At 44.5% G+C, this 12925-nt stretch carries 10 protein-coding genes and 3 pseudogenes; 9 read left to right on the top strand and 4 right to left on the bottom strand.

Translation table 11 applies throughout. The features are described from left to right. The first annotated feature begins 66 nt into the window (after nt 1–66). The 4 genes and pseudogenes from Q9R46_RS10740 to Q9R46_RS10755 form a co-directional block, all read left to right on the top strand. Nucleotides 67–1047: an ABC transporter substrate-binding protein gene (locus Q9R46_RS10740; protein WP_311280030.1), complete on the top strand. Its 981-nt coding sequence runs from the start codon at nt 67–69 to the stop codon at nt 1045–1047. A 69-nt stretch (nt 1048–1116) separates the two neighbouring features. Further along, complete coding sequence (locus Q9R46_RS10745) at nt 1117–2061, top strand: FecCD family ABC transporter permease (RefSeq protein WP_311281001.1); 945 nt, start codon at nt 1117–1119, stop codon at nt 2059–2061. Next, a complete protein-coding gene (locus tag Q9R46_RS10750) occupies nt 2058–2699 on the top strand; it encodes an ABC transporter ATP-binding protein (RefSeq protein ID WP_311280031.1) in 642 nt (213 codons plus the stop codon). The genes Q9R46_RS10745 and Q9R46_RS10750 overlap by 4 nt, the downstream gene beginning before the upstream one ends. After that, nucleotides 2674–3690: pseudogene (locus Q9R46_RS10755) on the top strand (heavy metal translocating P-type ATPase); the annotation flags it as partial. The gene Q9R46_RS10750 and the pseudogene Q9R46_RS10755, both read left to right, overlap by 26 nt. A gap of 162 nt (nt 3691–3852) precedes the next feature. Here the strand turns inward: Q9R46_RS10755 and Q9R46_RS10760 are convergent. Both Q9R46_RS10760 and Q9R46_RS10765 read right to left on the bottom strand, forming a co-directional pair. Then, the gene (locus tag Q9R46_RS10760; RefSeq protein ID WP_311280032.1) at nt 3853–4338 is read right to left on the bottom strand and encodes a FixH family protein; all 486 of its coding nucleotides are present in this window, start codon (nt 4336–4338) and stop codon (nt 3853–3855) included. Between the two features lie 18 nt (nt 4339–4356). Continuing rightward, complete coding sequence (locus tag Q9R46_RS10765) at nt 4357–5772, bottom strand: PepSY-associated TM helix domain-containing protein (protein ID WP_397386377.1); 1416 nt, start codon at nt 5770–5772, stop codon at nt 4357–4359. A 354-nt stretch (nt 5773–6126) separates the two neighbouring features. Here Q9R46_RS10765 and Q9R46_RS10770 point away from each other — a divergent pair, with 354 nt between their 5' ends. Further along, nucleotides 6127–6882: a fibronectin type III domain-containing protein gene (locus Q9R46_RS10770; RefSeq protein WP_311280034.1), complete on the top strand. Its 756-nt coding sequence runs from the start codon at nt 6127–6129 to the stop codon at nt 6880–6882. A gap of 9 nt (nt 6883–6891) precedes the next feature. Here Q9R46_RS10770 and Q9R46_RS28570 read toward each other — a convergent pair. After that, a pseudogene (locus Q9R46_RS28570) lies at nt 6892–7155 on the bottom strand (helix-turn-helix transcriptional regulator); the annotation flags it as partial. Here Q9R46_RS28570 and Q9R46_RS10775 point away from each other — a divergent pair. From Q9R46_RS10775 to Q9R46_RS10785, 3 genes and pseudogenes are all read left to right on the top strand, one after another. After that, nucleotides 7131–8372: a response regulator gene (locus Q9R46_RS10775; RefSeq protein WP_311281002.1), complete on the top strand. Its 1242-nt coding sequence runs from the start codon at nt 7131–7133 to the stop codon at nt 8370–8372. The pseudogene Q9R46_RS28570 and the gene Q9R46_RS10775 sit on opposite strands and share 25 nt — an antisense overlap. Next, nucleotides 8363–8638, top strand: a complete 276-nt coding sequence (locus Q9R46_RS10780; protein ID WP_311280035.1) for a helix-turn-helix domain-containing protein — start codon at nt 8363–8365, stop codon at nt 8636–8638. The genes Q9R46_RS10775 and Q9R46_RS10780 overlap by 10 nt, the downstream gene beginning before the upstream one ends. A gap of 54 nt (nt 8639–8692) precedes the next feature. Continuing rightward, nucleotides 8693–9525, top strand: a pseudogene (locus Q9R46_RS10785) (amidohydrolase family protein). Between the two features lie 273 nt (nt 9526–9798). Here the strand turns inward: Q9R46_RS10785 and Q9R46_RS10790 are convergent. Further along, a complete protein-coding gene (locus Q9R46_RS10790) occupies nt 9799–11322 on the bottom strand; it encodes a glycoside hydrolase family 43 protein (RefSeq protein ID WP_311280036.1) in 1524 nt (507 codons plus the stop codon). A 173-nt stretch (nt 11323–11495) separates the two neighbouring features. Between Q9R46_RS10790 and Q9R46_RS10795 the strand changes: the two genes are divergently transcribed. Next, nucleotides 11496–12905, top strand: a complete 1410-nt coding sequence (locus Q9R46_RS10795; protein WP_311280037.1) for a PTS transporter subunit EIIC — start codon at nt 11496–11498, stop codon at nt 12903–12905. The last annotated feature ends 20 nt before the right edge of the window (nt 12906–12925 follow it).

Here is a 12925-nt window from a genome sequence, read left to right on the forward strand (position 1 = left end):
ACATGATTTACCATAGACTTAGGTTTGTTGAGTGAAAATTTAAGAAAACGATCAAAGGGGATAACAATGATGAAGCACCGATTCAAATTCATAATCAGTATTTTGGTCACAATTCTAATTGTATGTGGTTGCCAAAGTACTTCACAACAACAAGGGAACATAGAAAATGTTGCGGCAAATGATTCAGCTAAACCTTATCTAACTTTCAAAGACTTTGACGGGGAAATCGTTACACTTCAGGAAAAACCTCAAAAGATCGTTATCTTGAATGAGCAGATACTGCATTCCTTTTATCAAGTTGGAGGAAAAGCAGTGGGAGTACCGACTCCCTTTAACATTGATCCACCTGCAGAAGCGAAAGACGTTCCGAAGGTAGGATTGATGCACGAGGTTAGTATGGAAAAGGTATTCGAATTAAAGCCTGATTTGGTGATTGGTCAGCGCTTTGACCATGGGAAATTGAGAGAAATGTTCAAAGAAGCTAACATTCCTTTAGCAAATTTGAATACCCAATCTATCGAGGACATAAGACAGAATACGATTTTGATGGGAAAAATTACGGGTAATGAACAAAAAGCCAAAGAGCTTGTAGATAAAATGAACTCAGATATCAATCAAACGATTGCGCAGATTCCAGATCAGAAAGAAATGCCGACCTATGCCATACTAACTGTCATGGGAGACACTGCATATGTTGAGCAAAGTTCAACCATAGCTATAGATATTGCGGATCAGTTAAAGCTTCGTAATGCTACAGTATCCATAGATGGAGAAGCATTTGCTGGATATATTCCATTTAGCATGGAAGAGATGGTAATGATTAATCCTGATTATCTCTTTATTCTTTCTCATACAACGAATGAGGAAGCTGAAGCAATGATTGAGAAAAATTTTAAATCGAATCCAGCATGGAAATCACTTTCAGCTGTCTTAAATGACAGAATGTTTTTTCTTCCTAAACACAAATTTGCAATTGCTCCTGGTGTTGATGTTGCCGAATCCTATAAATATATGGCAAACTTGATTGCTGCAAGTCAACCTAATTAAACGTTTATGATTAAGAATAGCGGCTTTAAAAACAAACTGAGCTGGAAGCTCTTTATTATTGGACTTTTTATGAGCTTCGCCATACTTAGTATCAACATTAGTTTAGGCTTTGGAGCTGTCTCCGTGGATGTACGGTCTATTCTAAGTATTTTATTCGGAAATACAAGTTCTGATTATTACACAATTATCTGGAATATCAGATTGCCACGTACACTTGTAGCCGTATTTGTGGGTATAAATCTAGCACTTTCAGGCGCATTATTACAAGGAGTTATGCGCAATCCTATGGCTGATCCCCACATCATAGGTGTTTCCTCTGGTGCGGGGTTATTTGGAACCACCATGTTGCTGGTTTTCCCGGCATTCTCACATTTGTTAGTACCAGTTGCGTTTGTTGGAGCGCTGGCTTCAGCTTTGTTAATTTATTTACTTGCTTGGGATAGAGGCGTTTCTCCAATGAGAATAATTCTTGCCGGGGTAGCAACATCTGCTTTTTTAAATTCCGGGGTCTCCGCACTGTACACTTTTTATAGTGATCGTATACAAGGCGCGGTTTCCTTTATGGTAGGAAGTCTGTCTGCTAAAAGCTGGGGACATGTTGAGACGATCATCCCATACAGCATTATTGGATTGCTTTTGGCACTATTAAGTGCTCAACGAATGAACGTACTGTTGCTGGGGGATTCAGAATCGAAATCACTGGGATTAAATACAGAGGGGTACCGTTTATGGTTTATTGCTCTAAGCGCCTTGCTTGCTGCAAGTGCAATAAGTATCGTGGGCATGCTCGGTTTTGTGGGATTAATCGTACCTCATGCTGCCAGGATGCTTGTAGGGAATGATTATCGGATATTGCTTCCTGCTTCAGCACTCCTGGGAGTGACGGTTCTGTGTTTATCTGACACCATTGGCCGTATTGCCTTCGCACCAATTGAGCTGCCAGTGGGTATTATTATGGGTGTGATAGGTGCTCCATTTTTCTTATATTTGTTACGAAAGAAGAGAACATTATGACACTGGAGACGAAGAATACTCATATTGGATATCATGAAAATGAAATCATTTCAGCTCTAAACCTTACGTTTGAGGAGGGAAAAATTCATAGTATTCTTGGTCCCAATGGGTGTGGTAAAAGTACACTATTAAAAGCACTGGGAAAGCAAATACAGACTACGGCTGGAGAGATTCTATTTAAGAATAGGGATATCAATACATGGAGCAGAAAAGCATTTGCAAGAGAGTTAGCTTTTTTAATGCAAATCCATGAGAGTAATCCTGAGGTAACAGTTAGGCAACTTATCGAGTATGGCCGTTTCCCTCATAAAAGTAAATTTGAACAATTAAATCAAGAAGATCTTGCTATTGTTGATCAAGCCATCTCACTTACTCATTTAATGGATTTAGCAGAAAGAACAGTAGATCGTCTGTCTGGAGGGGAACGCCAGCGGGCGTGGATCGCGATGGCACTGGCCCAACAGCCTGCTGTTTTGTTATTAGACGAGCCTACTTCTTATCTAGACATCCATCACCAACTCGAAATCATTGAACTGATTAAACGGTTGAATAGCGAACAAGGTCTTACCATTATTTTGGTCCTACATGACATTAATCAAGCAGCCATGATTTATGGCGGGTTCCGGGCGTGTAGCTGAGTACGGCATTCTGTTCAAAGGTGGCGAATATTTAGAATCCGCAAAGGATATTCAGACAGTTGTACTCGACAAAACAGGCACGGTGACTAATGGTAAACCGGTTCTCACTGACGTTAAAACCGCTTCTAATTGGACAAAAACGGCGCTTCTGAATCTAGTGGGTGCGGTGGAGCAAAGCTCTGAACATCCACTGGCTGAAGCGATTGTCGAAGGGATTAAAGCATCAGGAATGAAGGTCTTTCCAAAGTCTGAGCACTTTAAGAACATGCCAGGCTACGGGGTACAAGCCACTGTGCAGGGCCAAAACGTTCTCATCGGTACACGACGTCTTCTCACCGATCAACATGTAGCCGTCCCACGAGAAGCGCTTAGTCAGATGGCTGATCTGGAAGAGCAGGGAAAGACCACGATGCTCGTAGCCGTAGATGGGCAGTGGGCTGGCATGATTGCCGTTGCGGACACGATCAAAGACACGTCAAGACAAGCCATCCGCAGGCTCCAAGCCATGGGTATCGATGTCATTATGATGACAGGAGATAATGAGCGCACAGCGCGATCAGTGGCTAGACAAGCGGGTATCGAGAGCGTACTGGCTGAAGTGCTTCCGGAGCGTAAAGCAGTAGAAATACAAAACCTTCAGAAAATTGGACAGAAAGTGGCTATGGTAGGAGATGGGATTAATGATGCTCCTGCTCTGGCTGTAGCCGATATCGGCATGGCGATTGGAACTGGAACAGATGTTGCGGTGGAAGCTGCGGATGTCACGCTGATGCGTGGGGATCTGAACAGTATAGCGGATACCATCGAGCTTAGCCGAAGAACAATGCGCAATATCAAGCAAAATCTGTTCTGGGCTCTTGCATATAATGTCATTGGCATTCCGATTGCAGCCCTGGGTTTCTTGGCCCCTTGGCTTGCTGGTGCAGCAATGGCCTTCAGTTCCGTATCGGTTGTATTGAATTCTCTGCGTTTGCAAAGGATGAAACTATAGCAAGATTCTTCTTTAAGATAAAGAGATTAGATGTGCAGAGTGAAGCTTGAGCAGGTTAAGAAGTCGCTATATTAGCGACTTCTTTTTTTATGGAATATTTGTCGTAAGGGTACCCAGGATCATATAAAGGTTAAAGTAGGGGGGATAGGAGGGATTGTTGGTTTAATGATGTCCAGCTGCTGGAGCAGGCACATCCGTGTGTTGATCGCTCTCAAGCTGTGCAAGACGCTCTATGGCTTGATTTCCAATAGCAAAACGTTTGGTTGGCATAACCTGAGCATCAGCGAATTGGATACGTGATTGCACAACATATAACCCTTCTTTTTCAATAACATAAGAAACTTCATACGAACCGGGGGAGGGCTCATCTGCTTGAATAATTACAGCAGCATCCTTGTCGTTCTCTGGCCATATAACAAATTCTGCTTTCTCTGCATGCTCTAGCGGTACATTACGTTTGGACACTTGTGCTGAAAAAACGTTAGAGCTACCTATTTTGAGTTCTTCAGGTAATTGAAGATCCACGCTAATATAAGGTGGAAGGCCATTCTCATCGGTTTCTGCAAGCTTGGCAGTACATCCGCACAGCAACACAATAAGCAGTATAGGCCATGTGCATGTGTATATTCGATATATTTTTATGTTCATATATAACTCCTTCGCCTATTAAATCGAGAACCAGTGCCTGAGCGACTTGATTCTGCGGAGAATGAATAGATCAAGAACAAGCACGATTAAAATGGACAAGCCTACTAGCGGCATGACGGCGCCGCAAATCAGCATGATTATCAACACACCTATTGTTACTTTTTGATTTTTCGGTTTAGACGGTGCTCCGAGCTTACCTGAAGGCTTTCGCTTGCGCCACATGACGTAAGAGCTAATTGAAACGAGTATCAATCCCAGGCAAGCAAGCAAACCCAGAAGTTGATTAGCCAGCCCGAATAGTCTGCCTTCATGAAAGGCGATACCATACGAGATAAGTTTGGCCATAATTCCATAATCCGCAAAGCGAACATCGGTCAGTACCGCACCGCTGTATTGGTCAATATGAAGTGTGGCGCTGTGACCTGGCTTGGAATGGGAAGTAGATACGGTGAACACACCCGTTGCTCCGGCAGGATAGGTAATGGTATAGGGCTTGATAACTCGCTGATCATCTGCGATAAGGGCAATGTCGTTGAGTCCAAGCGGAACGTACTTTCCAGACATTGAAACGGGTACGGGAACATTCTCGGCTGCCCAAGGCAGATCCTCGGCAATATCTTTTGCTACTGTAACGGATTCCGGTTTTTCTCCAAAGCTGTAGGCGAAGGGAGGCGTATTCGTATTGGTCGAATTGGCTAATTTATCGATCTGACCGCCAAGTATCCCTGACCAAGGAAGGCCACTTAAGATAATCACTAGAATCAGGAGAGATAACCAGAAGGCAGGGACAGCATGTAAATCACGCCAAAAGAGGCGGCTTCCCGGTTTACTAAGTCGTGGTAAAATCGTTCCCCATATGGAAGCTTTATTTCTAGGCCACCACAGAAATAGTCCCGTTAAAATTAGGATAATCGCCCAGCATGCTGCAAGTTCGACAAGTCGGTTCGCGAACGTACCACCGATCACAAGCTCACTATGCATTTTTTTGAAAAAGGCAGAGAACGTCTTGCTGCTATCCATCGCACCGCGCGCATGCCCCGTATACGGGTCCACGTACATCGTCTTAGAAACTCCATCACTAGTGACGGAAAGCTTATAAGTAGACTCCCTATTGTTTTCCAATGTGATTGAGGATACCACCGTTCCGGGATAACCTTTGACTATTTTCCCGACAATACTCTCTGGTGCCATCGGTGTTGTCCCGACTTCACGGACCGTCAACATATCTTTGTACAGCTGGCCTTCAATCTGAGGTTTGAATAAATAGACGGCGCCGCTAAAAGCTAAAATAATTAAAAAAGGCGCAAAAATAATACCTGCGTAAAAATGCCACCTCCATACGGATTGATAGATGGTCTGGCGTACTAAGGATGATTCTTTTCTTTTCATTTCGGGTGTAGAAGAGCTTGAATGTTCTGCGGGCATCGTTCTCATCATCTAACTCCATTCTTAACTGAATAAAATACTTTTTAAGTATACCGGAGCCTTTCGAATTAGAAGATGGCTCAACAGAGCTATCACGTGATATATAAAAACTTTTTTGTTCATCATTTTGTCACTTTACAGTCTTCAATTCGGTATTATCCATTAGTAGCAATGGATTCTATAGAAAAACTCCAAACTTAACCTCAAATATCAACATTGTTGTTCAGAATCATGTCCATGCTAGAAAAGTAATTAAGAACCGATAAAAATAAAGAGGGTGAAAGAAAGATATGTAGTATCCCATATAGAAAAGTTGAAAGGAAAATAAAATGAATAATCTTGACTTAAGGGAAGAAAATTCTAATGTTAATCCAAACTTGTCCCAAGCTAAGGACAAGAACTTGTACCGATTACCGAGTAAGTGTGGAAGGACAAGAACATGTTAACGGTACGCTGGTAGGCTCCTCCTCGTCTTCGGACTATACGGACAAAGGTCTTCTGGCTGGCACAACGTATACCTACACGGTTCGTGCTTATGATGCAAAGGGAAACCTTTCTTCAGCAAGCAGCTCGTTGCAAAGCAGCACCCTTTCGTCCACAAGCAGCCAAATTCCATTGTTGTCCTCCGATATCGGCAGTGTCGGTGTTGCAGGCAGTTTCTCCTACAGCGGAGGAACCTATACGCTGAAAGCGTCGGGAAATGATGTTTGGAACAAGACGGATGAATTTCGTTTTGCTTACGTCCCGCTGAAGGGAGACGGAAGCATTATTGCCCGTGTCGTCAGCTTAACCAACACCTACTCTTCAGCGAAAGCAGGGGTAATGGTTCGCGAGTCGTTGCTAGGCTTTGGCAGCAATGTATATGTAGCCCTTAAGCCTTCACAAGCCGTTTTCCAAAACCGGACGGCTCCAGGTGCTGCTACGAATTCAAATACGGCGTCCACACAAGCAGCGCCATATTGGGTCAAGGCTGTTCGTAAGGGCAACACGGTAACCGGTTATATCTCGACTGACGGATCGACATGGACACAGGCGGGATCGTCCACCATCTCCTCGGCCAGCACGGCTTATATCGGTCTTGCTGCGACGTGTAGAACTGGAAACAAACGGTATTCGTGAGTCAGAAGGGGTGCACCCGTACAAGCGGCAGTAGAGTTTGGCGAAATAATCCGGCTCCATCCCCACACAATCGGCTACGTAATTAATAGACATCCCCGGATGATCAATCAGCAACAGATGAGCCATTTTCAATCGGGCCAGCTGTATATATTGCAGCGGTGTTTTTTGAAAGGCCTGTTGAAAAAGGCGATTGAGTTGCTTCGTAGAATAACCGACATGATCTGCAACGTCCGTTACATTCCATCCAAATTGTTGGAACAGCGTATAATGGATTTGACGGTTTGAAGCTTATTCAGGACACGCAACCTGATATTATCGTTACAGATATCCGTATGCCCAAGTTGAATGGAATTGAAATGGTAGAGCAGGCGAAAGTCACAGGCTCGAAATTAATTTTTATCAGTGGTTATTCCGATTTTAATTATGCCCAGCAGGTCCTCAATCTGGGTGGTTTCGATTACATTCTCAAGCCGTTTACACCAGACGAGCTGATTGAGACGATTGGTCGGGCGAGGAAGCAATTGGAGCAGGAGCGGCGAAATCGGGTGCATTTAATGGACGTGGAGCGAAAATTACGAGAGAGCTTGCCCTTGCTGCGTCAGGATTATTTGAATCTGCTCGTTCGTTACTCGGCGCATCCAGCCGTCGTGCAGGAAAAATGGAATTTCCTGAATGTGAACATGAAGGAGACGTATTTCTCCATTCTGGTTGTAGAGATCAATACGAATTTTTCCAGTAAGGCTCCAATCAACGTGGTGGAGCTGCAGCGCTTTTCACTGCTCAATATTTTGGAGGAAACGATAGCCAAGTATGCCCCTGCAGTTGTTTTTCGCGATGACTATAATCGCTTTGTTTGCATTGTGAACGATAACGAAGACGCCGACATCTATGGAATGCTTGAGATTGCGGAGGCATGTCGTGAAAATGTGGAGCGAAACACCCGATTTACGGTGTCCATCGGCGTAGGTTCATGTGTGGAGCACATTCATGAATTGCCACTAACCTATCAGCAGGCTGTTGCTGCGCTCTCGTATACCTTCTACACCGGGGGCAACAGTGTTTTTGCCTATCCCGACATGGAGCATGATGCGCCTATTAATATCAAGTTTTCTTCCGAGAAAGAGCAGGAACTTATTTATGTTCTTCGTTCAGGAGTGACCCGTAAAATTAATGATGTGCTGGAGAGCATTTTTGGAGAATGGAAGGACAGTCAGACGTTGCCCACTCCCGAGAAAATCAAAGTATTCTGGATTGAACTCATGCTTGGTTTGCGCAATTCCCTTCAGGAGGAGTTGAGCCAGGAAGATATTCACTTTTTTGATCAGCAGCTCGAACAATTAACGTACAACACGATTCCATTACCGGGCTTCAGCGGATTGTCGCCGAGATATGTTATCGTTTCTGCGAGAGCCTCGGGCAGAAGCAAAAAGAAACGGCCCATGTGGTCATTAACCAATCCTTGGGGTACATCCGTGAACACTTGCATTTAAATGAATCCGTGGCGGATTATGCCAAACAGGTCCATTTGAGTACCAGCTATTATTCCAATCTGTTCAAAAAAGTGACGGGTCAATCGGTGCTGCAATTTGTCGTCAGCGAACGGATCGAAGTGGCTAAAAAGCTTATTTTGCAAGGCATGTCACTACAGGAAGTCGCTGTTACGGTGGGATACCACGAACGTTCGTATTTCAGCGATGTATTCAAGAAAAAAGTGGGTATGAGCCCATCGGACTTCAAAAAGAAGTACTGTGGTTAAGCTTGATTTGGCAAAGCCTGTATAGCACGAATTTACATATAAGGGGAGAATGACATGCGAGTGGATGCCCATCAACATTATTGGAATATTGCGCGTGGCGATTATGGCTGGATTACGGAAGAGTTGCCCATCCTATATCGTGATTACGTACCCGAAGATCTGAACCCGCTTTTTCAGATGCATCAACTGCAAGGCTCAATCATTGTTCAGGCCGCGCCTACCTTGGCGGAGACGGCATTTCTACTTGAACTATCGCGGAACGAGGAGTCAGCATTGGGCGTTGTCGGATGGCTCGATGTTCTGAATGCTGCTGACCGGGAACAGTTCAATCGGCTACGACTTCAGTTTCCGAAACTTATCGGTTTCCGGTTAATGATTCAGGATATGCCGGATGCTAATGCGGTGCTGGAGCCTGAATTTATACAAGCCATGGAAGAATACGCTCGTCAAGACATGCCCGTGGATTTATTGGTACGTGCTGACCAGTTAAATGCGCTAAACGTTATGTTGCAGCAGCTTCCCGGACTGCGGGGTGCATTGGACCATATGGGCAAACCGGATATTGCAGCAGGTGAGTTTGATGGTTGGGCCAGTGAGATTACATGCCTTTCGACGCATCCGGGTATCTATTGGAAATCTCCGGTCTGGTGACGGAAGCAGATCCTGACAACTGGAAGCCCACGGATTTTGTACCGTACATCAGGCATATTGTTGATACCTTTGGACCTGAGCGGATCATGTTTGGTTCGGATTGGCCCGTCTGCCTGCTGGCAGCAAGTTATGATCAAGTGGTGAGTGTGCTTGAAGAAGCTCTTCCTCCAGCGTGGGGCGAGAGAGAACGTCGTCTGCTGTTTGGTGACAATGCCATGCGTTTTTATCAATTGTAAAGATGAGGATATAACAGGCTCCTGTCTTCCAAGTAGAGGAAAGGAGCAATAAGCCATGGCATTCTCAATCTAAATCATGTAAAAAACGCTCCACATTGGTGAAATTGATTTTATCTGAAATGTGAATATATTACATAATGCATAGTAGGAGAATTGTACACGAACTGAGCATGAGATATAAGAATGGCGTAGTATGAAGCATTGAACTTTAATGCGAATACTATAACGAAAAAAAACAACGAATGACTGCCATTCGTTGTTTTTTCGTTCAATTTAAGTTTGGTAATCAAACCAGTCAAAATGAGCTGGAGCTTCGGACGTTTCGCCGTTTCCGGTGGCATAGAGACCGAAATAGACACCAGTGAAGCCCCCGGTAACCTCAGTGGATAACAAGCTGGTTTCCGCATGACCAAGCAGTGTTGATTGCTGATCATGAGGCGCTCGATATGAGAACGTATATTGTGCTTTCGTAGCTTGGATCTCGAAGACAATCTCTTTCCCTTCATATTCCTGCCGCGCTGCGACCATGCAAACGGAACCTGCTCTCGTACGAAGCTGGACAGAACGCTTGCCATTCACGTGTACCAGCACCACTTCATAATGATGCTTCTCATTCATATACACCGTAAGTCCAGCTTCTTCATTCGCTTTGGGATCAAACTCCAGCAGAGTGGATACATTGCAATCCAAATGCTTTTGACGACAACCGATAAATGCCGGTGAATCCACATCGCTCAATGTTAGCGGAGAACCCTTCAATGTTAACCAGCCCGGACGATCCGTAAGTGACCAATCTGAAGGATCGGGATTACGCAGGAAGTTCCATCGATGACTTAATTCGAGTGTAGTAAAATCATCGAATGGTTCTTGAACCTGAAGTTGTTCCGTGCCAAAAGCAGGGCCAGCCATGTTGTCTTGGAGCTGCCCATCTACTCCCAGCATTGGCCAACCATCCTCAGACCAGGTTACGGGAGCCAGCATAGTCTCTCTCCCTAAATGATGTCTTCTGGAAATCGGACGAATACCGAGCAGAACAGCCCACCAGCTGCCGTCATGTGCTTCAATCAGATCTGCGTGCCCTGTAGCCTGAATCGGATGTCCAGTGCTGCGGTGGCTTAACACAGGATTGTTAGGGGCACTCTCATAAGGGCCGAATGGATTAGCGCTGCGAGCAACGGTAACCATATGTCCGTACTCTGTACCTCCCTCGGAGATCATCAAATAGTATTGACCATGGATATTGTAAAGGTGTGGGCCTTCGGGCGATTTCCCGCCGGTTCCTTTCCATATGAGTTGCCGAGCCGACAACAGCTTCCCCGTCTGGAGGTTGATTTCCGCTTGGTAAATACCTGTTTCTTCGTTGGTAAACGCATTGGTTCCTGTAATATATACACGTCCATCTTCATCAAACAACAGAGAGGGATCTATTCCTTCCCAATCTAACCAAACGGGTTCAGACCATGGAACTGAGGGATCGCTTGCACGGACATAGAAATTCCCAAACCCATCGCTGCCTTTTCCAGACACCAACGTTGTAACCATGTAAAAGGTCCCTTCATGATAACGAATGGTTGGGGCAAAAATGCCCATTGAACTGTCGAGATTCGAGAGATTTAACTGCTCTGGACGGGTTAAGCAATAACCAATCTGCTGCCAATTCACCAAATCTCGACTATGAAAAATAGGCACACCTGGAAAGTAATGAAACGAACTGTTCACTAAATAATAATCTTCGCCTACATTACAAATGCTGGGATCAGGGTGGAAACCTGAAATAACGGGATTGTTAAATTTCATATATGTTCTCCTAGGATAAAATTGAATATCACCTAGAATAACTGAAATGGCTTAAATAAAATACAGTGAAATGGTCAATGAAATCATGTGATTTGGTTATTATTCCGAACGCGCTATATCGATACAATCTAACATATTAACAGTTTTGATATTGAGAAGTAGGGGGAAGTAACATGGCAGATAAACAAAATGTAAGGGATTACAGTACCCTTGCCAAAACGATATACGATGGGGTGGGTGGAGAAGAGAATATACAGTCCTTAACTCACTGTGTGACCAGACTTCGATTTGTACTTAGAGATGAAAGCGTCGCCGAAACAGAGAAGCTGAAGAAAACCGAGGGTATATTGAACGTAATACATTCGGGAGGACAATATCAGGTTATTGTGGGGACACATGTAGAGCATGTATTCAATGCTGTGGAGAATGTTAGGGGCTCGAAGGGGCAGGCTGCACCCAGTCAAAACGAAACTAACGAAAAGAGCGAGCAACCTGAACCAAGTGAGAAAAAGGGATTATCTCTTCTATTAGATACGATCTCAAGCATTTTCCTACCGATTATGGCAGGTATGATGGGTACTGGTATTCTTAAAGGTATACTCGTCATGTGCACAACCTTAGGTTGGATGTCAACGGAAAGTGGTGCGTATGCGGTTCTCTATGCAGCGGCGGATGCATTCTTTTACTTCCTGCCCGTCATATTGGCGGTTACTTCTGCCAGAAAATTCGGTGCTAACCAATCGGTCGCATTGGCCATTGCAGGTGCATTCCTGTATCCAAACCTAGTAGCTCTTCAAGCGGCAGGAAGCTCCATTTCATTCATAGGCATTCCAGTTAAACTCATTAACTATGGATCATCCGTCATTCCAGTTATAGCGGCGGTATACATCTTATCTAAGCTAGAGAAGTTTTTGAACAACATTATGCCTCAACTGATTAAAGGTATTTTCGTGCCTGTGTTGTGTATTGCCATTATGGTACCCGCTTCACTAATCGCGATTGGGCCATTAACAAGTTTGTTAGGCGACTCGGTTGCAGCAGGCTATACAGCTCTATATGAATTTATGCCAGCTGTTGCAGGCCTGATTTTGGCGGTATTATGGCCAATCCTGGTTATTTTCGGCGCACACTGGGGACTCGTACCAATCGTTATGAATAATTTTGCAGTCTACGGTTATGACACCTTGCTTCCGGTTACAATCGGTACCAACTTTGCAATGGGTGGAGCAGCGCTCGCGGTGCTCTTGAAAACGAAAAACAGAACATTGAAAGAATTTGCGGGTTCATCTTCATTCTCAGCTATCGTCGGAGGCGTAACGGAACCTGCCATCTATGGCGTCAATCTGAAGTACAAAAAACCGTTCTATATTGCTTGTGCTAGCATCGGACTCGGAGGCATTATTGTAGGTCTGGCTTCTGCTCAGTATCCTGCCATGTTCACGGTATCTGTGTTAACCCTTCCGGCCATCGCTGTCCTGAAAGGTGGCATCTCCATGCTGATTGCAGCCATCGTTGGCTTTGTTGGAGCATTCGTAGGAACATACCTCTTTGGATACAACGACCGGATGCTTGATGAAAATTAAAGATATGGGGAACACAACAA

This window comes from Paenibacillus sp. RRE4, from assembly GCF_031844205.1.
Classification (GTDB): Bacteria; Bacillota; Bacilli; order Paenibacillales; family Paenibacillaceae; genus Paenibacillus; species Paenibacillus xylanexedens_B.

Coding starts and splice junctions, on each gene's coding strand:
- Q9R46_RS10765 (WP_397386377.1), bottom strand. CDS start 5,772: ATGAGAACGATGCCCGCAGAACATTCAAGCTCTTCTACACCCGAAATG.
- Q9R46_RS10795 (WP_311280037.1), top strand. CDS start 11,496: ATGGCAGATAAACAAAATGTAAGGGATTACAGTACCCTTGCCAAAACG.
- Q9R46_RS10760 (WP_311280032.1), bottom strand. CDS start 4,338: ATGAACATAAAAATATATCGAATATACACATGCACATGGCCTATACTG.
- Q9R46_RS10770 (WP_311280034.1), top strand. CDS start 6,127: ATGTTAATCCAAACTTGTCCCAAGCTAAGGACAAGAACTTGTACCGAT.
- Q9R46_RS10790 (WP_311280036.1), bottom strand. CDS start 11,322: ATGAAATTTAACAATCCCGTTATTTCAGGTTTCCACCCTGATCCCAGC.
- Q9R46_RS10740 (WP_311280030.1), top strand. CDS start 67: ATGATGAAGCACCGATTCAAATTCATAATCAGTATTTTGGTCACAATT.
- Q9R46_RS10745 (WP_311281001.1), top strand. CDS start 1,117: ATGAGCTTCGCCATACTTAGTATCAACATTAGTTTAGGCTTTGGAGCT.
- Q9R46_RS10750 (WP_311280031.1), top strand. CDS start 2,058: ATGACACTGGAGACGAAGAATACTCATATTGGATATCATGAAAATGAA.